The 22,954-nt window shown below is 75.4% G+C and carries 18 protein-coding genes; 4 read left to right on the top strand and 14 right to left on the bottom strand.

What is annotated here, in order from left to right; genetic code table 11:
* Positions 1–203: 203 nt before the first annotated feature.
* From ABTX81_RS26970 to pyrG, 3 genes are all read right to left on the bottom strand, one after another.
* The gene (locus ABTX81_RS26970) at positions 204–2,330 is read right to left on the bottom strand and encodes an AAA family ATPase (RefSeq protein WP_350550388.1); all 2,127 of its coding nucleotides are present in this window, start codon (positions 2,328–2,330) and stop codon (positions 204–206) included.
* Between the two features lie 378 nt (positions 2,331–2,708).
* A complete protein-coding gene (locus ABTX81_RS26965) occupies positions 2,709–3,356 on the bottom strand; it encodes an NUDIX domain-containing protein (protein ID WP_350550386.1) in 648 nt (215 codons plus the stop codon).
* 93 nt (positions 3,357–3,449) lie between these two features.
* A complete protein-coding gene (gene pyrG, locus ABTX81_RS26960) occupies positions 3,450–5,093 on the bottom strand; it encodes a CTP synthase (RefSeq protein WP_350550385.1) in 1,644 nt (547 codons plus the stop codon).
* Positions 5,094–5,910: 817 nt separating this feature from the next.
* On the opposite strand from pyrG, the gene ABTX81_RS26955 reads away from it, so the two are divergent.
* Positions 5,911–7,932 carry a glycoside hydrolase family 15 protein gene (locus tag ABTX81_RS26955; protein ID WP_350550383.1) on the top strand — a complete coding sequence of 674 codons (2,022 nt, stop codon included), beginning with the start codon at positions 5,911–5,913 and terminating at the stop codon, positions 7,930–7,932.
* Between the two features lie 19 nt (positions 7,933–7,951).
* Here the strand turns inward: ABTX81_RS26955 and ABTX81_RS26950 are convergent, their stop codons facing one another.
* The 3 genes from ABTX81_RS26950 to yczE form a co-directional block, all read right to left on the bottom strand.
* Positions 7,952–9,121, bottom strand: a complete 1,170-nt coding sequence (locus ABTX81_RS26950; RefSeq protein WP_350550381.1) for a glycosyltransferase family 4 protein — start codon at positions 9,119–9,121, stop codon at positions 7,952–7,954.
* Positions 9,122–9,324: 203 nt separating this feature from the next.
* Entirely contained in the window at positions 9,325–11,058 is a 1,734-nt protein-coding gene (gene recN, locus ABTX81_RS26945) for a DNA repair protein RecN (protein ID WP_350550548.1), read from the bottom strand.
* A 127-nt stretch (positions 11,059–11,185) separates the two neighbouring features.
* On the bottom strand, positions 11,186–11,902 hold the full coding sequence (yczE, locus tag ABTX81_RS26940; protein ID WP_502892870.1) for a membrane protein YczE: 717 nt from the start codon (positions 11,900–11,902) through the stop codon (positions 11,186–11,188).
* A gap of 137 nt (positions 11,903–12,039) precedes the next feature.
* On the opposite strand from yczE, the gene yczR reads away from it, so the two are divergent.
* Entirely contained in the window at positions 12,040–13,536 is a 1,497-nt protein-coding gene (yczR, locus tag ABTX81_RS26935) for a MocR-like transcription factor YczR (protein WP_350550378.1), read from the top strand.
* Between the two features lie 40 nt (positions 13,537–13,576).
* On the opposite strand, the gene ABTX81_RS26930 is transcribed toward yczR, so the two are convergent.
* From ABTX81_RS26930 to ABTX81_RS26915, 4 genes are all read right to left on the bottom strand, one after another.
* On the bottom strand, positions 13,577–14,479 hold the full coding sequence (locus ABTX81_RS26930) for an NAD kinase (protein ID WP_350550376.1): 903 nt from the start codon (positions 14,477–14,479) through the stop codon (positions 13,577–13,579).
* A gap of 92 nt (positions 14,480–14,571) precedes the next feature.
* A complete protein-coding gene (locus ABTX81_RS26925) occupies positions 14,572–15,378 on the bottom strand; it encodes a TlyA family RNA methyltransferase (protein WP_350550543.1) in 807 nt (268 codons plus the stop codon).
* 45 nt (positions 15,379–15,423) lie between these two features.
* Complete coding sequence (locus ABTX81_RS26920; RefSeq protein WP_350550374.1) at positions 15,424–15,666, bottom strand: hypothetical protein; 243 nt, start codon at positions 15,664–15,666, stop codon at positions 15,424–15,426.
* Positions 15,659–16,495: a hypothetical protein gene (locus tag ABTX81_RS26915; protein WP_350550371.1), complete on the bottom strand. Its 837-nt coding sequence runs from the start codon at positions 16,493–16,495 to the stop codon at positions 15,659–15,661. Before ABTX81_RS26915 ends, ABTX81_RS26920 begins: the two co-directional genes overlap by 8 nt.
* Before the next feature lie 185 nt (positions 16,496–16,680).
* Here ABTX81_RS26915 and ABTX81_RS26910 point away from each other — a divergent pair, with 185 nt between their 5' ends.
* Positions 16,681–17,028 (top strand): SCP2 sterol-binding domain-containing protein, encoded by a 348-nt coding sequence (locus tag ABTX81_RS26910; protein ID WP_350550369.1) that lies wholly within the window; start codon positions 16,681–16,683, stop codon positions 17,026–17,028.
* Positions 17,029–17,044: 16 nt separating this feature from the next.
* Here ABTX81_RS26910 and ABTX81_RS26905 read toward each other — a convergent pair whose 3' ends face one another.
* Positions 17,045–18,088, bottom strand: coding sequence for an HAD-IIA family hydrolase (locus tag ABTX81_RS26905; protein ID WP_350550366.1), 1,044 nt, complete (start codon positions 18,086–18,088; stop codon positions 17,045–17,047).
* 85 nt (positions 18,089–18,173) lie between these two features.
* A complete protein-coding gene (locus tag ABTX81_RS26900; RefSeq protein WP_350550363.1) occupies positions 18,174–18,794 on the bottom strand; it encodes a tetratricopeptide repeat protein in 621 nt (206 codons plus the stop codon).
* Between the two features lie 92 nt (positions 18,795–18,886).
* Between ABTX81_RS26900 and ABTX81_RS26895 the strand changes: the two genes are divergently transcribed.
* Positions 18,887–20,257 (top strand): DUF1015 family protein, encoded by a 1,371-nt coding sequence (locus tag ABTX81_RS26895; RefSeq protein ID WP_350550360.1) that lies wholly within the window; start codon positions 18,887–18,889, stop codon positions 20,255–20,257.
* Between the two features lie 111 nt (positions 20,258–20,368).
* Here the strand turns inward: ABTX81_RS26895 and ABTX81_RS26890 are convergent, their stop codons facing one another.
* Together ABTX81_RS26890 and ABTX81_RS26885 are read right to left on the bottom strand one after the other, a co-directional pair.
* A complete protein-coding gene (locus tag ABTX81_RS26890; protein WP_502892869.1) occupies positions 20,369–21,286 on the bottom strand; it encodes a tetratricopeptide repeat protein in 918 nt (305 codons plus the stop codon).
* The gene (locus ABTX81_RS26885; protein WP_350550538.1) at positions 21,223–22,701 is read right to left on the bottom strand and encodes a hypothetical protein; all 1,479 of its coding nucleotides are present in this window, start codon (positions 22,699–22,701) and stop codon (positions 21,223–21,225) included. Before ABTX81_RS26885 ends, ABTX81_RS26890 begins: the two co-directional genes overlap by 64 nt.
* Positions 22,702–22,954 lie beyond the last annotated feature (253 nt).

Here is a 22,954-nt window from a genome sequence, read left to right as displayed (position 1 = left end):
GCACGGGGGGAAGCCTCCGGAAGGCACCGGGGCACGGATCGCTGCGCGACTGAGTTCGAGTGTAATGAAGCCCAGGCGGCCTGTCAGCCTTCCAAAGTGAATAAATCTGCCGGACACATTGGCAGGTTCGTAGGCTTCCTGAGTGATCTTCCTGCCAAAGAGGCACCCACCGGGCATCTTCGACAATACTCCCGAAGCGCCCGCTACCACCCGGCGGAGACGCGTTCCCGCAGCTCGGCGAGGGCGGTGCCGACGGCCTCCCGGCCGCGGTCGTCGCCGAGCCGGCGCAGCACCGCGAGCGAGGCCCGGTACTCCCGCTCGGCCTCCTCGAACCGGCGCTGGGCGGTGTGCGCCTCGGCCACCCTGGCCAACAGCCGGGCCTCGGCGGCGTGGTCGCCCAGCGACTGCCGCAGGCCGAGCGCCCGGCCGTACCAGTCGGCGGCGCGCACCGCGTCGCCGAGCGCCCGGTGGCAGCCCGCCGCGCCTTCCAGCGCGCGGGCACAGAGCGCCTCGTCGTCGGCGGCCCGGGCGTGCTCCAGGGCGGCCCGGTAGTGGCCGGAGGCCTGCGCCCAGCCGCCCGCGGCGGCCTGCAGGTCGCCCAGGTTGAGCAGCGCGGCGGAGGCCCGGCGCGGGCGGCCGTGCCGCTCGGCCACCGTCAGCACCAGCTCGTGCAGCTGGTAGAGGTCGGCCGGGGCGGCGGCGCCGGTCAGCGGCAGCGCCCGGAGCAGGGCGGTGACCAGCCGGCCCGCCGAGCCGTCGAGGTCGCCCTGGCCGATCGCGTCGGCGACCGCGCCTAGCAGCGCGTCGCGCTCGCCGAGCAGCCACTGCCGGGCGTGCGTGGCGGAGGTCAGCCGCAGCGGACCGGGCAGCGGTTCGGGGCCGGGCCCGCCGGCCGGGTCCAGCAGCGCCCGGGCGGACTCGGTGAGCCGCACCATCCGCTCCAGCAGCCGGGCCCGGGCCAGCTCGATCTCGGCGGGCCGGTCCTCCCGCTCGCGCAGCCGGACCAGCCGGGGGTGCAGCCGGCCGGGGACCCGGTAGCGGGCGGTGCCGTCGGCGGCCGGCGGCTCCTCGGTGAGCAGTTCCCGCTCGGCGAGCGCGGCCAGCGTGCCGGCCGCCTCCGGGGCCGGGCAGCCGACCAGCGCGGAGGCGGTGCGCAGGTCCGCGCACTGGGCGGGGGCCAGGGTGAGCGCGCGCAGCATCCGCGCCTGGGCGGCGGGCAGGCCCGCGTAGGCGAGGGTGAACGCGCCGATCAGCGGGTCGTTGTCCGGCACCGGGACGGGCTCGGCGGGCTCCGGGGCGGGGCGCACCCAGGCGGCCGGGTCCCGGGCCGGCTCGGCCGGGGGCGTCACGGCGAGCGCCGGCCCGCCGGTCCTCGGCTCCTCCCCGGCCCCCTTCCGCCGCTTGCCCGGCGCCGCTTTCGCGGCCTTCGCGGGCCGCTCCGCCTTCTCGGGCTTCTCCGTCTTCTCTGTCTGCTCCGTCTGCTCGGGCTTGTCGGGCTTCTCCGCCTTCGTCTCCTCGGCGGGCTTCCCGGCGGCCCCCGGCGCGGACGCCCCGGCGACGGCTCGCACCAGCTCCTTCGCCGCCTCCGTCACCGCGAGCTTCGCATCGCCGCGCAGCCGCCCCGCCATCAGCCGCAGCGCCGCCGGCTGGAAGCCGCAGGCCTCCGCCAGGTCGGCCGCGCCCACCGGGTCGCAGCTGATCCGCGTCCCGCTGACCAGGTCGCCGAGCAGCTCGGCGGCCGCCGGACGGTCGAGCCCGCCGAGGATGACCGGGTCGATGTCCTCGATCCCGGTGAGCGGTCCGGCCGTGGTGGCGAGCACCAGGCAGCCCGGCTCGTCCGCGAGCAGCGGCCACAGCTGCCCGGCGTCCCGGACGTCGTCCAGCAGCAGCAGGACGCGCCGCCCGGCCAGCGCCTCGCGCAGCGCGACGCACGCCGGGTCGTCCCGGCCGTCCTCGACGGCGCCGGGCAGCGGGACGCCGGCGGTGTCCGCGCCGAGCTGCTCCAGCAGCCGGCGGGCGACCCGGGCGGGCGGCACCCGGCCGCCGTCGGAGGCGGACAGCCGGGCGAAGAGCACGCCGTCGGGGTACTGGGCGGCGGCCGTGACGGCGAACCGCACCGCCAGCGCGGTACGGCCCGAGCCGGGCCGGCCGGCCAGCACCAGGACCGGACTGCGGCCCTCCGCCGGGCGCGCCGCGGCGGCCCGCAGCGCGGCCAGCTCGGTGCGCCGGCCGACGAACAGGGCGGGGCCGGCGGGCAGCCGCTCCAGCCCGGGAACGCGCTCGGCGGGCGCGCCTGGCCCGGCCTCCATCGTCACCGTCTTCCTCGCCACCCGTGCCACTCCCGACCTCGCCCGCACTCACCGGAGGCGGCCCGCAACGGACGCCCCGTCTGCGAAGCGTAGTTCGACCGTCCACTCCGGCCGAGGTGACATCCGGTCGTACGAATCGGCAAATCACCCCGCCGGCCGAAGCCCGCCCCGGATCACCCCGGCAGAACGGGCCCCGTCCACCCTCCCAGGCCGCCCGAGCACACCGCGAGCGAGCCCCAGAAGAGGCGAGCCGAGCCCCCCCATTAAGAGGCGAGCGAGCCGAAGGGACGCGCCGGTGCCGAAAGGGAGAAGGGCCAAGCCGCCGACGAAGGAGGTGGCGCCGTGCCCGCCGACCGTCGGCACCGGGTCCGAGCGCCCCGGAGGCGAGCCGAGCCCCCATTAAGAGGAGAAGGGACGGGCGGGCCAGGGCGAGTCGGCGGGGCGCAGCGACTCCAGGCCGCCCGGGCCGTGGAGGGCGGCGTAGAGGGCCAGGGTGCCGGTGATCAGGGTGGGGTTGTGCAGTTGCCCGGCGTGGATCAGCCGGACCAGCTCCTCGACCGGCACCCGGGCGGACTCCAGCTCCAGCTCCTCCCCGTGCGCCTCGTAGCGCTGTCCCTCCGCCTCGGCGAGGTCGGTGGCGAGGAAGAGCCGCAGCGCCTCGTCCGTTCCGCCGGGCGAGGTGTAGAAGTCGACCAGTACCCGCCAGGTGCCCGCCTTGCAGTGCGCCTCCTCGTACAGCTCGCGCTGGGCGGCGTGCAGCGGGTTCTCGCCGGGCACGTCCAGCAGGCCGGCCGGCAGTTCCCAGAGGCGCTGGCGCACGGGGTGGCGGTACTGGCGCAGGATCAGCACCCGCTGCTGGTCGTCCAGCGCGAGGACGGAGACCGAGCCGGGGTGGGTCTGGTAGTCGCGGCGGGCCCAGCTGCCGTCGGGCATCCGGACCTCCTCGCTGCGCACGCCGGTGACCCGGCCCTGGAACGGCGTGGTGCTCCCCCGCACCTCCCATTCCTCGGCCCGGTCGGCGACATCGGCGGTGCTGCGGTCGTCCATCACGTCTCCCCTTTTCGTCAGTACGACACAATCTAACGCCGAACGGCGGCCCCGCAGGAATCGCGGGGCCGCCGTCCGAGGGAACGCGGGTGCCTACTCGGCGTCGGCCGGGGCCGTCTTGATCTCGATCGCGGCCTTCACCAGGCCCGCGAAGAGCGGGTGCGGGCGGGTCGGCCGGGACTTCAGCTCCGGGTGGGCCTGGGTGGCCACCAGGTAGGGGTGCACCTCGCGCGGGTACTCGACGTACTCGACGAGGTCGCCCTTCGGGGAGAGGCCCGAGAAGACCAGGCCGGTCTTCTCCAGGTCGGCCCGGTAGGCGTTGTTGACCTCGTAGCGGTGGCGGTGGCGCTCCTCGACGTACTGCTCGCCGTGGTAGACCTCGCGGACGATCGAGCCCTCGGCGAGCTTGGCCGGGTAGAGGCCCAGGCGCATGGTGCCGCCCAGGTCGCCCTTGCCGTCGACGATGGCCAGCTGCTCGGCCATGGTCGAGATGACCGGGTGCTTGGCGGCGGCGTCGAACTCGGTGGAGTTGGCCTCGGGCAGGCCGGCCAGGTTGCGGGCGGCCTCGATGACCACGCACTGCAGGCCCAGGCAGAGGCCCAGCAGCGGGATCCGGTTCTCGCGGGCGTAGGTGATCGCGCCGACCTTGCCGTTGACGCCGCGGTCGCCGAAGCCGCCGGGGATGCAGATCGCGTCGACGTCGCCGAGCTGCTCCCGCGCGCCCTCGGGGGTCTCGCAGTCGTCGGAGGTGACCCACTTGATCTCGACCCGGGCGTTGTTGGCGAAGCCGCCGGCGCGCAGCGCCTCGGTCACCGACAGGTAGGCGTCCGGCAGGTCGATGTACTTGCCGACCAGCGCGACCTTGACGATGTGCTGCGGCTCGTGGACGCGGCGCAGCAGGTCGTCCCAGGTGGTCCAGTCCACGTCGCGGAACGGCAGGTCCAGGCGGCGGACGACGTAGGCGTCCAGACCCTCGCCGTGCAGCACCTTGGGGATGTCGTAGATCGACTTGGCGTCGATCGCGGCGACCACGGCCTCCTCGTCGACGTCGCACATCATCGAGATCTTGCGCTTGATGGCCTGCGGGACCTCGCGGTCGGCGCGCAGCACGACGGCGTCGGGCTGGATGCCGATGTTGCGCAGCGCGGCGACGGAGTGCTGGGTCGGCTTGGTCTTCAGCTCGCCCGAGGGGCCGATGTAGGGGAGCAGGGAGACGTGGACGAAGAAGACGTTGTCCCGGCCGACCTCGTGGCGGACCTGGCGGACGGCCTCCAGGAACGGCAGCGACTCGATGTCGCCGACGGTGCCGCCGACCTCGGTGATCACCACGTCGACGTCCTCGGTCGCCATCCGGCGGATCCGGGACTTGATCTCGTTGGTGATGTGCGGGATGACCTGGACGGTGTCGCCCAGGTACTCGCCGCGGCGCTCCTTGGCGATGACGGTCGAGTACACCTGGCCGGTGGTGACGTTGGCCGAGCCGTGCAGGTTGGTGTCCAGGAACCGCTCGTAGTGGCCGATGTCGAGGTCGGTCTCGGCGCCGTCGTCGGTGACGAAGACCTCACCGTGCTGGAACGGGTTCATGGTGCCCGGGTCCACGTTGAGGTACGGGTCGAGCTTCTGCATCGTGACGCGCAGGCCGCGGGCCTTGAGCAGGGCGCCGAGGCTGGAGGCGGTGAGGCCCTTGCCGAGCGACGAGGCGACACCCCCGGTGACGAAGAGGTGCTTGGTCGTCACGGCGCGGCCGTTCGATGCCTTGCCGGAATGGGGCTGTGCCAAGAGGGGGCTCCCGTGGGTCGCGAGTCGAAGGTGACGTGGTGGGAGGCTCGCGGCGCGCCGTCACGACGAGAAGGGGGCGGTGCGGGGCACAGCGCCCTGGGGGTCGTCGGTTCGGCCGGTCCGGGGCGTTTGATCCCACCGGTCCACGGGATACCAGGGTAACAGTGACCCGGCTCGGACGCGTTCCGGGCCGCCCCCGCGCGGCGCCGCGGGCCCGGATTCCCGGGCGGATCCGCCGGGGCGCTCCCGGGGCGTACGCCGGGCGTGCCGGCGGCGCACCACCCGGCGCAGATGTCACACGGGTCGCACCACCGGCCCGAGCGGGCCACCTCCCGGCGGTCCAGACCGGCTCGGCCGGGCCATCGCGGATCCCCCCTCCGTGCCATCCGGAGCTGATCCTTCCGAGCCATCCTGGCGGCCTCCCCCGCGATGCGCGGTATTTCCGCCGAAATGCGGCGCCACATCGCGCTGCGCCCGCGTGCTTCGCCCCTTTCGTCCGTCGTAAGCTGCTCGGACGCATCGCCGACAACACGAGCACGCGGAGGGCGTGGGAGGGTCAGGAACCTCTCGGTCCCCGATGCGCGACCGGACCTCCCCGTAATTCCCGTTCTCCCCACCCACCGAGGCTCGACCGAGCCCTCGCGGACACTCCGGCAAGGCCCGCCACCACCCCACGGAGGGCCGGACGTCCCGGGGTGGCACCGGTCCCGCCGTACCCGCTGGCTCCCCCTCGGATCGCCGATGCGTCGTGACCACATTGCGAACTGGAGATCACGTGGCCGGCCGTATCGAGGACTACGCACTCATCGGGGACATGCAGACCGCCGCCCTCGTCAGCAGGGACGGAGCGGTGGACTGGCTCTGCCTGCCCCGATTCGACTCGCCGGCGGTCTTCGCCGGACTGCTCGGCACCGACGAACACGGCTTCTGGCGCATCGGCCCCGCCGAGGCGGTCGCCACCGACCTGCCCGCGCCCGCCACCGAGCCGGTCCCCGCCGCCCCGGCCGCCGGGCCGGGCCGGCTCACCGACACCGGCGACCTGCGGACCCCGCCGCCCACCGCCGCCGCGCCCGCGGTGCCCGCCGACCGCCGCCGCTACCGGGGCGACTCGCTGATCCTGGAGCAGGAGTGGGACGCCCAGGGCGGCACCGTCCGGGTGATCGACTTCATGCCGCCGCGCCCGCTGGCCGGCAAGGACGCCGTCCCGCAGGTGATCCGGATCGTCGAGGGCGTGGCCGGCACCGTGCGGATGCGCTCCGCGGTGCGGATGCGGTTCAGCTACGGCCGGGTGGTGCCCTGGGTGCACCGGGTCGAGCAGCCCGACGGCGGCCACCGCACCGTCGCCATGGCCGGCCCCGACTCGGTGTGGCTGGACGGCGAGGCCGACACCTACGGCCGCAACCTCACCACCTACGCCGACTTCACCGTCGCGGCCGGTGAGCGGATCGCCTTCGCGCTCACCTGGCAGGCCTCCCACCTGGAGCCGCCCAAGGCCCCGGACGCCGAGGAACTGCTCGACGCCACCGCCGACTTCTGGCACGAGTGGGTCGGCCAGTGCACCTACCAGGGCCCCTACCGGGAGGCCGTGGTCCGCTCCCTGATCACCCTCAAGGGCCTCACCTACGCCCCCACCGGCGGCATCGTCGCCGCCCCCACCACCTCGCTGCCCGAGGACATCGGCGGCGAGCGCAACTGGGACTACCGCTACACCTGGCTGCGCGACGCCGCGATCACCCTCTCCTCGCTGCTGCGCACCGGCTACCGCGACGAGGCCCGCGCCTGGCGCGAGTGGCTGCTGCGCGCGGTGGCCGGCGACCCGGAGAACCTGCAGATCATGTACGGCATCGCCGGCGAGCGCGAGCTCACCGAGTCCTCGCTGGACTGGCTGCCCGGCTACGAGGGCTCCCAGCCGGTGCGGGTCGGCAACGGCGCCGCCGGCCAGCTCCAGCTGGACGTCTACGGCGAGGTCGTCGAGGCGCTGCACCTGGCCCACATGACCGGCCTGGTCCGCAACGACCACGCCCACCACCTCCAGCTGCGGCTCATCGAGTACCTGGAGGAGCACTGGCAGGAGCCGGACGAGGGCATCTGGGAGGTGCGCGGCCCGCGCCGGCACTTCGTCCACTCCAAGGTGATGGCCTGGGTCGCCGTCGACCGCACCATCAAGCTGCTGGAGCAGACCCCCGAGGACGCCCCGCCCGGCGGCCACCTGGAGCGCTGGCGCGAACTGCGCGAGACCATCCACCGGGACGTCTGCGAGAAGGGCTACGACCCGGGCCGCAACACCTTCACCCAGTACTACGGCGGCAAGGAGCTGGACGCCTCGCTGCTGCTCATCCCCCAGGTCGGCTTCCTGCCGCCGGACGACAAGCGCGTCATCGGCACCATCGAGGCGATCCAGCGCGAACTCGCCACCGAGGACGGTTTCGTGCTGCGCTACCCGACCCACGACGACACGTCGGGCGACCACGTCGAAAACGTGGACGGCCTCTCCGGCCACGAGGGCGCCTTCCTGGCCTGCTCCTTCTGGCTGGCCGACGACCTCGCGATGATCGGCCGGGTCCAGGAGGCCCGCGAGCTGTTCGACCGCCTGCTGTCGCTGCGCAACGACCTCGGCCTGCTCGCCGAGGAGTGGGACCCGCGCCTCAAGCGCCAGGTCGGCAACTTCCCGCAGGCCTTCAGCCACGTCCCGCTGATCGACACCGCGCTGCGGCTGACCGCCTGCGGCGGCGCCTACCTCTCCGCCCAGCCGGAGGGCCCGGCCGCCGAGCGGGTCGGCGAGCAGGCCACCGTCTGAACCGCCGCCACCGTCGCGCTCACCGGTTGCGCTGCACCAGTTCGTCGTAGGTGCTGAGCACCTGGGCGACGGTGGCGGCCTCGTCCGGCCAGGTCTCCGCCTGCTGCCGGCCGGCCGCCACCAGGCGCTCGCGGCGCGAGGGGTCGGCCAGCAGCTCGCGCACCGCCCGGCCGAGCGCGGCCGCGTCCCCGGGCGGGACCAGTACGGCGGCGTCGCCGACCAGTTCGGGGATTCCGCCGACGGCCGTGGCGATCACCGGCACGCCCGCCCGCATCGCCTCCTGGACCACCAGCGACCGGGCCTCCCAGCGGCTGGAGAGCACCAGCACATCGGCGGCGGCCAGCAGGTCGGGCACGTCGGTGCGGTAGCCGAGCAGCCGCACCGGCAGCTTCTCGGCGGCCACCCGCTCGCGCAGCCCGGCGGCCTCCGGGCCGTCCCCGGCGAGCAGCAGCAGCGGCCGCGGGTCCACCCCGGCCAGCTCCCGGGCGGCGTCCAGCAGCAGCCCGAACGCCTTCTGCGGGACGAGCCGGCCGACCGCCAGGACCAGCGGGCGGTCCGGTCCCCCACCGAGCACCGCGGCCCGGGCCGGCGCCCGCTCCAGCCGGCCCTCGGGCATCGGCGGGGCGGCCACCGGGCCGAGCCGGGCGTCGGTGGCACCGAGCTCCCGGGCCCGGGCCACCAGGTCCGAGGAGGCGCCGAGGACGAGGTCCGCGGCGCGCGCCACCCGGCGCTCCATCAGCCGCTGCAGCCGGCGCTCCATGCCGGTGGCGTCCAGCGCGTGGTGCGAGGTGACCACCAGCGGCGTCTCCGGGCGCAGTCCCGGGAAGCGGCCGGCGGTGCGCAGCGCCAGGTCGGACAGCAGCGCCGCGCGCAGGCCGTGGGCGTGCACCACGTCGGCGCCGGTGAAGGCGCGGCGCAGTTCGCCGATGGCGGTGGCGTCGCTGCGGGCGCCCGCGGTCGGGGTGATGTCGACCAGGTGGAACCGGGCGCCGGTCCGGGAGAAGCCGAACAGCGCGTCCGCGCCGGCGGGGGCGCACACCGTGACGGTCACTCCGTGCGCGACCAGGCCCTGTGCCAGGGAGCGCACATGCGCGCCGATGCCGCCGGTACTGGCGGCCAGGACGAGCACCACACTGAGCTGCCCCGGTTCGGGGGTGGCCGCGGCGGCCCGGGCGGCGGAATGGTCCACTTCGTCTCGCATCCGACTCGATCAGCTACGCGCGCCCCGGACGGGGGTTTCCCTCCGGCGGCGCTCGGGACAGGAAGGCCAGTGTCCAGCGGCCACCATGCCAGGTCGGCGGCCCTCTTGGACAGTCGGCGCCCCCGGTGGGGCGCGTCGTGAACGGTCCGCGAGGGCCGCCCGAGCGCACTGGCGCCGGACTCGCGCCGGAACTACCGGCGGCGGGGGGCGCGGGCCGCGGCGAGCAGTTCCTCGGCGTGCGCCCGGCCGAGCTCGGAGTCCTCCAGGCCGGCCAGCATCCGGGAGAGTTCGCGCACCCGTTCCTCGTCGTTCAGCACCTTGACGCCACTGCGGGTCACCGTGCCGTCGTGGGTCTTCTCGACCACCAGGTGGCGGTCGGCGAAGGCCGCGACCTGGGGCAGGTGGGTGACCACCACGACCTGGGCGCTCTCGGCCAGCTTGGCGAGCCGGCGGCCGATCTCGACCGCCGCCTTGCCGCCGACGCCCGCGTCCACCTCGTCGAACAGGTAGGTGGGGACGGGGTCGGCGCCGGCGAAGACCACCTCGACGGCGAGCATCACCCGCGACAGCTCACCGCCCGAGGCGCCCTTGGCGATCGGCCGGGGCTGGGCGCCGGGGTGCGGGGCGAGCAGCACCTCGACCTCGTCGACGCCGTGCGGGCCGTAGGCGACGGTGCGGCCCTCGATCTCGATCCCGGACAGGTCGTCGAGCCGGGTGATCGCGAAGGTGACCCGGGCGTGCGGCATCGCCAGCTCGGCGAGTTCGGCGGAGACGGCCTCCGCGAAGCGCCCGGCGGCGGCCTGCCGGGCGGCCGACACCTCGGCCGCGAGGTCCGCCAACCCGGCGCGCAGCGCGGTCTCCTCGGCGCCCAGCTCGTCGATCCGGTCGTCGTCACCGTCGAGCTCGGCGAGCCGCGCGGAGCCGGCCTCGGCCCAGGCGATCACCTCGGCCAGGGTGTTCTCCGGGCCGCCGTACTTGCGCAGCAGCTGGGCCAGCACGGCCCGGCGGTCCTCGACGGCGGCGAGCCGGACCGGGTCGGCGTCCAGGTCGTCGGCGTAGCCGGCCAGGTCGCCGGCCACGTCGGCGAGCAGGTAGCCGACCTCGTTGAGGCGGTCGGCGAGGGCGGCGAGCCGCTCGTCGTGGTGGCGGACGGCCTCCACCGCGCGGCGGGCCTGGGCGAGCAGGGTGCCCGCGTCCAGCGCCTCCGGGTCGGCCGGGTCGCCGGCCAGCGCGGCGTGCGCCAGGGTGGCGGCGGAGGAGAGCGCGTCGGCGTGGCCGAGCCGCTCGGCCTCGGCGGACAGCTCCTCGTCCTCGCCGGCCACCGGCTCGGCGGCGGCGACCTCGTCGAGGCCGAAGCGCAGCAGGTCGGCCTCCTGGGCGCGCTCGCGGGCCCGGGTGGTCAGCTCCTCCAGGGTGGTGGAGACCTCGCGCAGCCGGCGGTAGACCTCGCGGTAGCGGGCCAGCGGCTCGGCGACGGACTCCCCCGCGTAGCGGTCCAGGGCGCCGCGCTGGCGGGCCGGGCGCAGCAGCCGCTGCTGGTCGGTCTGGCCGTGCACGGCGATCAGGTCCTCGCCGAGTTCGGCGAGCAGGCCGACCGGGACGGACCGCCCGCCGACGTGGGCGCGCGAGCGCCCCTCGGCGGAGACGGTCCGGCTGATCAGCAGCGCGCCGTCGTCCAGCTCGGCGCCGGCCTCCACGGCCCGGGCGGCCACCGGGGAGCCGGGCGGCAGTTCCAGGCGGCCCTCGACGACCGCGCGGGCGCTGCCGTTGCGCACCAGGCCCGGATCGGCGCGGCCGCCGAGCAGCAGGCCGAGGCTGGTCACCACCATGGTCTTGCCGGCGCCGGTCTCGCCGGTCACGGCGGTGAAGCCGGGGGCGAGCTCGACGACCGCGTCGTCGATGACCCCAAGATCCCGTATCCGCATCTCGTCCAACACGGAGACGACCTTACGAGGTTCCGCCCCCGCCGCGCGACGAGCGACAACGACGCGCGGCAACTCCGCGCCCGGAAGTTCATCCCTCCGGGAGTCCGGAGCCGGGCTGAACCCGCCTCTACCCGCGCTCGATTCGCCGGGCTGCGGTGGGGACCGTGCACCACGGCAGGAAGAACTGCGCGAGCGGGCCGATGGCGAGCGCGTAGGCGACGGTGCCCACGCCGACCGTGCCGCCGAGCAGGAAGCCGGCGGCCAGCACGGTCAGCTCGATGCCGGTGCGGATCAGCCGCAGCGAGCGGCCGGTGCGCCGGTGCAGGCCGGTCATCAGGCCGTCGCGCGGCCCCGGGCCGAGCCGGGCGCCGATGTAGAGGCCGGTGGCCAGGCCGTTGAGCACGATCGCGCCGGCCATCAGGGCGATCCGCACCGGCAGCGCCCCGGGGGCGTCGACCAGCCGCACGGTGATGTCCATCGCGGCGCCGATCACCAGCACGTTGGCGACCGTGCCGACGCCCGGCAGCTGGCGCAGCGGTATCCACAGCAGCAGCACCAGCGCGCCGCAGATGGTCACCCAGGCGCCCACCGAGAGTCCGAAGGTGCTCTGCAGGCCCTGGTGGAAGACGTCCCAGGGGTCCAGCCCGAGGCCGGAGCGGAGCATCAGGCCCATGCTGGCCCCGTAGAGCGCGAGGCCGCCGAACAGCTGCGGCAGCCGGCGGCCGAGCGCGTGGGTGTCGCCCAGCACGCGGACGGCGAGGCCCGGCCGCTCGGCGGCCCCGGCGGCCTCGGCGGCCTCGGCGGTCGGGGACGGGGACGGGTGGGTGCTCACGCTGGTGGCCATGGAATCTCCGAGCAGGTGGTGCTGCACCGCCCGGCACGCGGCCCCGGCGGTGGCGGACACAACGGCCGCCCTGCCATGATGGCCAGGCCAATAAGGCCCGCGACAGGGCCAATCCTCAGCAAGTGGACTGATGAGCCATGGCCGACTGGCAGACCACCGTCACCTCTCCGGCGCTCGCCCGGCTGCTCGCCACCGCGCGGCTGCCCGAGCCGCCCGGCGCCGCCCGCCGCCCCGCGTACCGCACGCTGGCCGCCCAGGTCCGGCTGCTGGTCTCCGAGGGCCGGCTGCCGGTCGGCGCCCGGCTGCCCGCCGAACGCGAGCTCGCCCTCGCCCTGCGGCTCAGCCGCACCACCGTGGCCACCGCCTACGAGGCCCTGCGCGCCGACGGCTACCTGCGCAGCCGCCGCGGCTCGGGCAGCTGGACCGCCCTGCCCGAGGGCTCGGCCCCGCCCAGCGACGCCCTGCACCCGGTGCCGCCGGACGAGCAGGGCCGCACCCTGGACCTCGGCGTCGCCGCGCTGCCCGCCCCGCAGCCCTTCCTCTCCGCGGCCGCCGCCCGCGCCGTCGAGCAGCTGCCCGCGTACGCCGCCGGGCACGGCCACTACCCCACCGGCGTCCCGGTGCTGCGCGAGGCGGTGGCCCGCCGCTTCACCGAGCGCGGACTGCCGACCACCCCCGACCAGATCCTGATCACCATCGGCGCGATGGGCGCCCTGCACCTGGTGCGCCAGGCCCTGCTCGGCCGCGGCGACCGGGTCGCCGTCGAGGCGCCCAGCTACGCGCACACCCTGCAGGCCCTGCGGCTCAACGAGGCCCGGCTGGTCCCGGTCCCGCTCACCCCCGCGTTCCGGTGGGACCTCGCCGAGTGGCGGCGGGTGCTCAGCGGGGCCGCGCCGAAGGCCGCCTACGTCATCCCCGACTTCCACAACCCCACCGGCGCGCTGATCGACGAGGAGCAGCGGCGCGAGCTGCTCGCCGCCGCCCGCTCCGCCGGCACCGTCGTGCTGGCCGACGAGACCACCGCCGAGCTCAGCTGGGGACTGCCCGCGGGCGTCACCCCGCCCCGCCCCACGGCCGCCCTGGACCGCGCCGCCCAGGTGGTCACCGTCGGCTCGGCCGGCAAGCTGCTCTGGGGCGGCCTGCGGATCGGCTGGGTGCGGGCCGCGCCCGCCCTCGTCCGCCGGCTGGCCACCACCCGGGTCTACAGCGACGTCGGCGCGCCCGTCCTGGACCAGCTGATCGCCGCCGAGCTGCTGACCGAGGACCTGCCGGCCGTCCGCGCCCACCAGCTGGCCCGGCTGCGGGCCGGCGCCGAGGCGCTGGCGCCCGCCCTGCGCGAGCAGCTGCCGCACTGGCGGTTCACCCTGCCCCCGGGCGGCCTGGCGCTCTGGGTCGCCACCGGCGGGGTCTCCGGCGCGGCCCTGGCCCGGGCCGGCGAGCGCGCCGGGGTCCGGATCGCCGCCGGCAACCGGTTCGGCTCCGACGGCGCCTTCGAGCACCACGTCCGGATCCCGCTCACCGTGGCCGCCCCGGCCGTGCCGGACGCCGTCCGGCGGCTCGCCGAGGTCGCCGAACGCGCCGAGGAGGAGGGGCGCTGGCAGGGCGCCGACGACACCCAGCCCCTCGCGGTCTGACGGTCCGCCGCCAGTGCGGCGGACCGTCGGGGCACGACGCTCAGTGGGTGTCCGTGCGGCCCCGCCAGCCGGTCACCGGCAGCGCGAACTTCGCCACCAGCCGGTCGGTGAACGGCGCCCGGTGCAGCCGGGCCAGCCGCACCGGAGTCTGCCCCCGGCGCACCTCCACCCGTGCCCCGGCGGGCAGTTCCACCGAGCGCCGGCCGTCGCACCACAGCACCCCGTGCGGGGTCTTCGGCTGCACCTCGACCGCCAGCACCGAGTCCGGCGAGGTCACCAGCGGACGGGCGAACAGCGCGTGCGCGCTGATCGGCACCATCAGCAGCGCCTCCACCTCGGGCCAGACCACCGGCCCGCCGCCGGAGAACGCGTACGCGGTCGACCCGGTCGGCGTCGCGCACACCACCCCGTCGCAGCCGAAGTTGGAGACCGGGCGGCCGTCCACCTCGGTCACCACCTCCAGCATCCGCTCCCGGGACGCCTTCTCGATCGAGGCCTCGTTCAGCGCCCAGTCGTGGTGCACCACGTCGCCGTTGGTCCGGACGATCACGTCGAGGGTCATCCGCTCCTCGACCTCGTAGTCGGCCTCGACCACCCGCTCGACCACCACCGCCAGGTCGTCCCGCTCCGCCTCGGCCAGGAAGCCGACCCGGCCCAGGTTGATGCCGAGCATCGGCAGGCCGTGCTCCCGGGCCAGCTCGGCCCCGCGCAGCAGCGTCCCGTCCCCGCCCGCGACCAGGATAAGCTCGCAGCCGTCCGCCGCGCCCGGGCCACCGGCCACCGTCTCCACCCCGTCCGGCAGGTCCAGGTCGACGGCCTCGGCGGCCAGCAGTCTGATCCGGATCCCCGCTTTGAGCAGCCCGTGCACCAGTCCCTCGACGCTGCGCAGTGCCGCCTCGCGGCCCGTGTGCGCGATCAGGAAGACCGTACGTTCATCACTCATGCCCGCTGCCCTCTCCCTACGCCGGCCGGGTCCCCGTCGGCCCGGTACGGCCGCGCCACCCAGCATGACGGACCGGACGTCCGCAGAGCACCCTATCGGGGGCCCTCGGCGACGGCCCGGTCCGCCTCCGCGGGGTCCAGCGGCGGCGCGTCCCGGCGCATCCACAGGAAGTACTCGACATTTCCGGACGGTCCGGGCAGGGGGCTCGCGGTGACCGCCCGCACGCCCAGTCCGAGCTCCCACGCCTGCCCCGCCACCTGGCGCACCATCTCGGCGCGCAACTGCGGGCTGCGCACCACCCCGCCGCTGCCCAGGCGCTCCTTGCCGATCTCGAACTGCGGCTTGACCATCAGCACCAGGTCGGCGTCCTCGGCGGCGCAGCGGGCCAGCGCGGGCAGCACCAGGCCCAGCGAGATGAACGACAGGTCGCCGACCACCAGGCCGACCGGCGTGCCGCCGATCATGTCGGGGGTCAGCTCGCGGACGTTGGTGCGGTCCATCACGGTGACCCGCTCGTCGCTCTGCAGCGACCAGGCCAGCTGCCCGTAGCCGACGTCCACCGCCAGCACGTGCGCGGCCCCGGCGCGCAGCAGCACGTCGGTGAAGCCGCCGGTGGACGCGCCCGCGTCCAGCGCCCGGCGGCCCTCGACGACCAGGCCCTGCGGCACGAACGCCGCGAACGCCCCGGCGAGCTTGTGGCCGCCGCGCGAGACGTAGTCGGGGTCGTTCTCGTCCTTGGCCACCACGACCGCCGCCGAGGTCTCCACCTGGGTAGCCGGCTTGGTCGCGGTGGTCCCGCCGACGGTCACCCGGCCGGCCGCGATCAGCTCGGAGGCGTGCTCCCGCGACCGGGCCAGCTTGCGGCGGACCAGCTCCGCGTCGAGTCGGCGTCGTGCCACTGCCACTGGTGTTTCAGCTCCTACGGGTGGTTCTCGTTCGCCCGGTCAGTCCCGGTCGAGGGCGGCCAGGGTGTCGGCCAGCCGCTGATGGACATCTTCGTACACCGCGACGTGTGCGTCGGTCGGCACCCCGTCCAGCGCCTCCAGCCGGGCCAGGCCGGCGTCCACCGCCGGGTGCCCGGTGGGGGCCAGGTCGACGCCGAGCGGCAGCGGCTCGCCGGTGCCGGGCAGGGGCACGGCGGACAGAGCGGACGGGGCGGGATCGGTCGGGATCTCCGGTTCAGGCATCGGGCTTCTTCGTGGTGGTCCGGCGGACGGTGGTCTTCCTGGTCGCGGTCCGCTTGGCGGGCGGCTGGTCCTGACCGGCCTCGCCGGCCTGGGGGGCGGCCGTGGTCTTCTTGGCGGTCGCGGTCTTCTTGACGGCCGTCTTCTTCACCGCGGTCTTCTTCGCGGCCGTCTTCTTGGCAGCCGGCTTCTTCGCGGCAGCCGGCTTCTTCGCCGCCGCGGTCCTCCCGGCCGCCGCCTTCTTCGCCGGGGCCGCCTTCGCGGTCGGCGCCTGCGGCACCTCCGGGGCCGCCGGGGCCGCCTGCACGGTCGGCGCCACCGTGGCCGTCCCGGCCGGCGGCACCGGCGGGTCGACCTCGACCGGCTCGTCCACCGCTATCCGCTCGGCCTCCGCCGAGCCCGCCGTCTCCCGCTCCCAACCGTCCTCGAACAGCCCGCCGGCCCGGGGCGCGGGCGCCGCCGGGGCGGCCCCGTCCCGGCCCGCCGCGTCGTCCTCCTCGACCTCGCGCAGCTTGTTCTCCAGGTAGGCCAGCACCACACCCACCTTGGTCACCTGGTCGCCGACCCGCTCGAAGGCCTTCTCGACCTCACCGCGCGCCACCCCCACCGCGAGGTCCACGCCGGCCCGGCCGGCGGTCACCGCCTCCTCCGCCAGCGTCTGGAGCGACTTCGCCGACGGCGGGAACTGCCCGCCCAGCCGCCGCTCCACCTCCGCGACGTCGATCCCGCCCTTCTCCAGCAGACCGGCCGCCGTCCCGACGACCCGCTTGCCGACCTCCTCCACCAGCACGGCCGCGGCCGCCACCGCTCCTCGCACCGTCCTCGGCAGCATCCGGGTGCCTCCCATTCGCCTGCGCGCATCGCTCCGTCGCGTCGACGCCCGGACGAATCCGGGCATCCCACAGACGACGCTACCGCCAAATACGTCCTGCGGTACCGTGGCCCGGCAGTCACCCGCCGCCGGGTCCGGCCACCCGCCGGGACGCCGCGGCCCGCCGAAGGAGGGGATCCGCCGTCATGGCCGACGCCGAGGAGTGCCGCGAGGCGCTGGAGCAGCTCAGCCGCAACCTCGCCAAGGCCACCGGCGACGTCCGCAAGGCCGCCGAGCTGGACCGCTCGCTCAGCTGCCGGATCACCGACCTCGACCTCAGCTTCACCGGCCGGCTGCGCGGGGGCAGCATCGAGGACCTCAAGGAGGCCCCCGGCGGCCCCACCGAGAAGGCCGACATCCGGCTCACCATGAGCAGCGACGACCTGGTCGCCCTGGTCGGCGGCCGGCTCAACTTCGCGTCCGCCTGGGCGACCGGCCGGGTCAGGCTGGAGGCCGGCTTCCGCGACCTGCTGCGGCTGCGCACCCTGCTCTGACCCGGCCGGCCCTCGCTCAGAAGCCCAGCTCGGCCAGCGCCTTCCGGCCGTCCGCCAGCTCGCCGTCCGCGTCCAGCGCCGTCCACGCCGCCGCGCACAGCGCCCGCAGCCCGTCCCAGCGGTCCGCCCCGACGCCCTCCAGCCGCAGCACGCCGTCCTGCGCCACCGCGACGAACCCGCCGCAGGAGAACCCGCCGCCCGGCCGCGCCATGACCGGCGCGTGCCCGGTCAGCAGCCCCCGCAGGTCCGCCGCCAGATAGGTCGGCCGGTGCTCGGCCGGGGCCGCCAGCAGCTGCGCCGCCGTCGTCACCCCGGTGAAGACCAGCAGGCTGTCCACCCCGCCGTTGAACGCGCCCTCGATGTCGGTGTCCAGCCGGTCGCCGACCACCAGCGGCCGCTTCGCGCCGGTCCGCAGCACCGTCTCCCGGTGCATCGGCGGCAGCGGCTTGCCCGCCACCTCCGGCTCCACCCCGGTCGCCGCCCGGACCGCCGCCACCAGCATCCCGTTGCCCGGCGCTATCCCGCGCGCCGTCGGCACCGTCACATCGGTGTTGGACGCCACCCACGGCAGCCCTGACTGCACCGCGTACGAGGCCTCCGCCAGGTGCGTCCAGCCCACCGAGGCGTCGAAGCCCTGGACCACCGCCAGCGGCTCCTCCGCCAGCGTCCGGACGGCCACCAGGCCGCGCTCGGCCAGCGCCTCCTCCAGCCCCAGACCGCCCACCACCAGCACCTTCGCGCCGGCCGGCAGCTTCTCGGCGAGCACCCGGGCCGCCGCCTGCGCGGAGTTGATCACGTCCGCCGGCTCGGCCGGCACCCCCAGCTCGGTCAGGTGCGCGGCCACCACCCGGGGCGGGCGGGAGGCGTTGTTGGTCACGTACGCCAGCCGCATCCCGGCCGCGCGGGCCGTCGCCAGCGAGTCCACGGCGTGCTCGATCGCGTCCGGTCCGGCGTACACCACGCCGTCGAGGTCCAGCAGTGCCGTGTCGTACGCCTCGGTCAGCGGCAGCTCGCTGCCGCCCGGGGCGGTCCGTCGCACGGTGGTGGCCGTCTCGGTCATGCCTGCTCTACCTCACTCATCGCATCAGTCGTGCTCGTCGGTGCTCTTCGGTGCCGTCGGCGCCGCGGGCACCGGCCGTCCGGGCTCAGCCGTCCCGCCGGTCCCGCTCACCCGTCGGCTCCGGGCCCCCCGTGGTTCCCGGCTCCGGTCCGGAAGTCCGGTCCTCCGGCGACTCCGTGCGCCGCGGCGGGGCCACCGTCCCGGCCGGCGGCTCCAGGTAGCCCGACGCCCCCGGCAGCAGCGGACCGAACGCCCCGGCCCGGGCCGCCAGCGTCGCCCGGGTCTGCCGCAGCGCGGCCCGGTAGTGGTCGGTCTCCGGCCGCATCGCCACGGCCAGGGCCAGGTGCTCGGCCGAGGTCTCGAAGTCCCCCAGCCGGGCCGCCGCCACACCCCACCCGAACTGAGCGTAGTCGTCCGAGGGATCCGCCAGCGCCACCGTCCGGAAGTTCTCCAGCGCCGCCGCGTACGAGCCCGCGTCGTACTGCGCCCGGGCGAGTGCCTCCCGGATGCTGCGCGAGGCCGGCTCCACCGCGGCCGCCCGGGCCAGCAGCTGCTCGGCCGCCGCCGGATTGCCCTGGGCCAGCAGCTTCACACCCCGGCGGAACCACTCGTAGACGTCCCCCACCGGCTCCCCGGATCTCCGCTGCTGCTCAGGCACACCGCCGCCACCGGCGCCGTCGTCCACCCGCTCGTCGCGCTCGTCCACGCCGTACCTCGCCCTCGGTCCCGACACCCGCCGCCGGACCGGCACGGGCGTTCCGATCTCTGAACAACGCGTACCCGGTTACGATGCCCAGAATGAGCACACCCAGTGCAGAAAGCGGAGCGGAGTCTCCGCACGGCGGCCCCGGCGATCCCGGGCACGTCGCCACCGCAGGACTGTCCCTGTCCCCCTTCCGCGGCCTCAGGTACGTCCCCGACCGGGTCGGCACCCTGGCCTCCGTCACCTCACCGCCGTACGACGTCGTCGACCCCGGCCGCAGGCTCGACCTGGAGACCGCCGACCCGCACAACGTCGTCCGGCTGATCCTGCCGCGCCCCGAACCGGAGGACACCGGCGACCGCCCCGACCGCGACACCCGCTACCGGCACGCCGCCCGGCTGCTGCGCGAGTGGCAGCGCGAGGGCGTCCTGGCCCCCGACCCGGTGCCGGCCCTGTACGTCTACGAGCAGCGGGTGCCCGCCTCCGACGACGCCCCCGAGCTGCTGCAGCGCGGGCTGATCGGCGCCCTCGCCATCAGCGGCAGCGAGGCCGGCGTGGTCCTCCCCCACGAGGACGTGATGCCCCGGCCGGTCGCCGACCGGGTCGGCCTGATGCGCACCACCCGGGCCAACCTCGAACCGCTGCTGCTCACCTACCGCGGCGGCGGCGGGGCGTCCGACGTGGTCGAACGCGCGGTGCACGACGAACCGCTGCTCACCACGACCACCTCCGACGGCACCCACCACCGCCTGTGGGCGGTCACCGACCCCGCCGAGATCGCCGAGGTCGGTCGCGACCTGGCCACCTGCCGGGCCCTGATCGCCGACGGCCACCACCGCTGGGAGATGTACCTGCGGCTCCAGCGCGAGCACCGCCACCTGCCGCGCAGCCCCTGGGACCGCGGCCTGGTGCTGCTGGTCGACACCGCCCGCTACCCGCTGCGGGTGCGGGCCATCCACCGGGTGCTGTACCGCCTGCCGGTCGCCGAGGCCCTGCAGCGGCTCGGCGACCAGTGGCGGGTCAAGGAGGTCCCCGGCCCGCTGGAGACCGCCCTGCAGGCGCTCGCCGAGCAGAAGCGGCACGGCGGCAGCGGCTTCCTGCTGACCGGCGGGGACGGCGTCTACCGGCTCGTCGGCGACCCCGACGAGACCCTGCTCGACGCCACCGTGCCGCACGACAAGCCCGAGGAGTGGCGCCACCTGGACGCCACCGTGCTGCACGCCACCCTGCTCGACCACACCTGGCGGGTCCCCGACGGCCCCGACGACATCGGCTATCTGCACACCGCGGCGGCCGCCGAGCGCGAGGCCGCCCGCAGCGGCGGGACGGCCGTCCTGCTGCACCCGGTGCGGGAGAGCGTGGTCCGCCGGCTCGCCGAACAGGGCGTCACCATGCCGCGCAAATCCACCTCCTTCGGCCCGAAGCCGGCCACCGGGCTGGTGCTGCGCAACCTCGAACTCGGCTGACGCGCCTTCGGGGAAGCGCCGGGCGATCGGGCCCGGAACGCAGTGAGGCCCTGCCGCACTCCGGGATCTCCCGGGGCGCGGCAGGGCCTCACTCGTCGTCAGGTCCGGCGCTTACTTGTCGGACTCGACGCCCTTCTCGGTCGCGTCGGCCTCGGCGGCCTCGTCGGCCGTCTCGTCCTGCTCGGCCTTCTCCGCCTTCTCGGCCTTCTCGGCGTCGAGGGAGCGCTCGGGGACCACGCCGTCGAAGTCCTCGTCGATCTCGAGGTCGTCCTCGTCGTAGTACTCCTCGACGTCCTCCTCGTCCTCGAAGATGACCTGCTCGTCCGAGGCCTCGCCGCCCTTGCGCCGGGCCGGCTCGGCGGCGGCCTGCTCGGCCTCCTCCTCGGCGAGCTCCGGGTCGAGGGCGTCCACGAACTCCACGCCGTCGATCTCGGCGAGGCGCTCGGCGGCGTTGGTGCTGCCGTCGGTGTCCGCCTCGACGGCCTTGGCGAACCAGTCGCGGGCCTCCTCGCCACGGCCGGCCGCGATCAGCGCCTCGGCGTAGGCGTACCGCAGACGCGCGGTCCACGCGTGCACGGCGGGCGAGGCCAGCTCGGGGCTCTGCAGGGTGACCACGGCCGCGTCGAACTGCTCCATGTCGCTGCGCGCGCCGGCCGCGACCAGGCGCATCTCGACCTGGCCGGCCTTGTCCAGCTGCTTGACCTCGGGCTCACCGGCCATCGCCAGCGCCCGCTCCGGGCGGCCCAGGCCGCGCTCGCAGTCGGCCATGACCGGCCACAGGTCGGCCCGGCCGGTCATCCGGCGGGCGGCGCGGAACTCGGTCAGCGCCTCCGAGTAGCGCTGGGTCATGTAGGAGGCGAAGCCGGCCGCCTCACGGACGGCGGCGACGCGGGACGCCAGCCGCAGCGCGACGCGCGAGTACTGGTAGGCCTCCTCCGGCTCGCTGTCGAGCAGGCGGGCGACCATCACCAGGTTGCGGGCGACGTCGTCGGCGAGGGTCTTGGGCAGGCTCTTGAGCTCCTGGCGCACGTCCGCGTCGATCTCGAAGCCGGTGACGTCCTCGGGGATCGGCAGGCGCTTGACCGGCTCGTAGTTGCCCCGGCGGTCGTCCTGGTCCCGGCCGCCGCGCTCGTCACGGCCACCGCGGTAACCGCCACGGTCACCACGGTCGTCGCGACGGAAGCCGCCACGGTCGCCGCCGCGCTCGTCACGGCCGCCACGGTAGCCGCCCCGGTCGTCACGGCCGCCACGGTCGTAACCGCCCGGCCGGTCGTCACGGCGGAAGCCACCGCCGGACGGACGGTCGTCCCGACGGAACCCACCGCGGTCGCCGCCACGGTCATCGCGGCCGTAGCCGCCCGAGGGGCGGTCGTCGCGACGCGGACGGTCATCACGGTCATCGCGCCGGAACCCGCTCGGACGGTCATCGCGGCGGAAGCCGCCACCAGCCGGCCGGTCGTCCCGACGGAACCCACCGCGGTCGCCACCACGGTCGTCACGGTCCCGGCCGTAACCGCCGGAGGGACGGTCGTCACGGCGGAAGCCACCACCGGACGGACGGTCGTCACGGCGGAAGCCGCCGCGGTCGCCGCCACGGTCGTCCCGGCCGTAGCCGCCCGAGGGACGGTCGTCGCGACGCGGACGGTCATCACGGTCGTCACGCCGGAACCCGCTCGGACGGTCATCGCGGCGGAAGCCGCCACCAGCCGGCCGGTCGTCCCGACGGAACCCACCGCGGTCGCCACCACGGTCGTCACGGTCCCGGCCGTAACCGCCGGAGGGACGGTCGTCACGGCGGAAGCCACCACCGGACGGACGGTCATCGCGGCGGAACCCACCGCGGTCGCCGCCACGGTCATCGCGGCCGTAGCCGCCCGAGGGGCGGTCGTCGCGACGCGGACGGTCATCACGGTCATCGCGACGGAACCCGCTCGGACGGTCGTCACGGCGGAAGCCGCCACCAGCCGGCCGGTCGTCCCGACGGAACCCACCGCGGTCGCCACCACGGTCGTCACGGTCACGGCCGTAACCGCCGGAGGGACGGTCGTCACGGCGGAAACCACCACCGGACGGACGGTCATCGCGACGGAACCCACCGCGGTCGCCACCACGGTCGTCCCGGCCGTAGCCGCCCGAGGGACGGTCGTCGCGGCGGAAACCGCCACGGTCGCCGGACGGGCGGTCGTCACGGCGGAACCCGCCGCGGTCGCCACCACGGTCATCGCGGTCCCGGCCGTACCCACCGGAGGGGCGGTCGTCGCGACGGAACCCGCCGCGGTCGTCACGGCCGCCACGGTCGTCGCGGCGGTCGTCGCGGCGCGGACCACGGTCGTTCGACCAGCCCCCGCGAGACCGGGGCTCGTAGCCGCGGCCGTCGTCCGATCGACGCTCGGGACGGTCCTGAGGCTGGTTCGCCATCGTGGTGACTCCTTCTGCTGCTTCATCTCCACCGCACCGGGCAACACCACTGCCCTCACGCGGTTCGGCGCCGGCCTTCTGGCCGTTCACCATCTCCATTGTCCGGCATCCCGGGACACCCCGCGTCTGGGCGGAAGTCCCGTTCTGCCGGGTCGTGCACACCTGCGCACATACGCAAAAAAGCCGCGGCCCCCAGCGAATCGCTGGGGGCCGCGGCTTTGAATGATTGTTCGGCGGCGTCCACATCGGGAGAGGGGCGGGGGGGGGGAAAGGGGGAAA

It is taken from the genome of Kitasatospora sp. NPDC097605, from assembly GCF_040302725.1.
Classification (GTDB): domain Bacteria; phylum Actinomycetota; class Actinomycetes; order Streptomycetales; family Streptomycetaceae; genus Kitasatospora.
The sequence above is the reverse complement of the archived record's forward strand: the minus strand, read 5'-3'. Positions and strand labels throughout refer to the sequence as shown.

Bases quoted from the DNA above. Each gene is read 5' to 3' on its own strand.
- ABTX81_RS26965 (WP_350550386.1), bottom strand. From the start codon at position 3,356: ATGGACGACCGCAGCACCGCCGATGTCGCCGACCGGGCCGAGGAATGG.
- recN (WP_350550548.1), bottom strand. From the start codon at position 11,058: ATGCGGATACGGGATCTTGGGGTCATCGACGACGCGGTCGTCGAGCTC.
- yczE (WP_502892870.1), bottom strand. From the start codon at position 11,902: ATGGCCACCAGCGTGAGCACCCACCCGTCCCCGTCCCCGACCGCCGAG.
- yczR (WP_350550378.1), top strand. From the start codon at position 12,040: ATGGCCGACTGGCAGACCACCGTCACCTCTCCGGCGCTCGCCCGGCTG.
- ABTX81_RS26930 (WP_350550376.1), bottom strand. From the start codon at position 14,479: ATGAGTGATGAACGTACGGTCTTCCTGATCGCGCACACGGGCCGCGAG.
- ABTX81_RS26920 (WP_350550374.1), bottom strand. From the start codon at position 15,666: ATGCCTGAACCGGAGATCCCGACCGATCCCGCCCCGTCCGCTCTGTCC.
- ABTX81_RS26915 (WP_350550371.1), bottom strand. From the start codon at position 16,495: ATGCTGCCGAGGACGGTGCGAGGAGCGGTGGCGGCCGCGGCCGTGCTG.
- ABTX81_RS26910 (WP_350550369.1), top strand. From the start codon at position 16,681: ATGGCCGACGCCGAGGAGTGCCGCGAGGCGCTGGAGCAGCTCAGCCGC.
- ABTX81_RS26905 (WP_350550366.1), bottom strand. From the start codon at position 18,088: ATGACCGAGACGGCCACCACCGTGCGACGGACCGCCCCGGGCGGCAGC.
- ABTX81_RS26895 (WP_350550360.1), top strand. From the start codon at position 18,887: ATGAGCACACCCAGTGCAGAAAGCGGAGCGGAGTCTCCGCACGGCGGC.
- ABTX81_RS26885 (WP_350550538.1), bottom strand. From the start codon at position 22,701: ATGAAGCAGCAGAAGGAGTCACCACGATGGCGAACCAGCCTCAGGACC.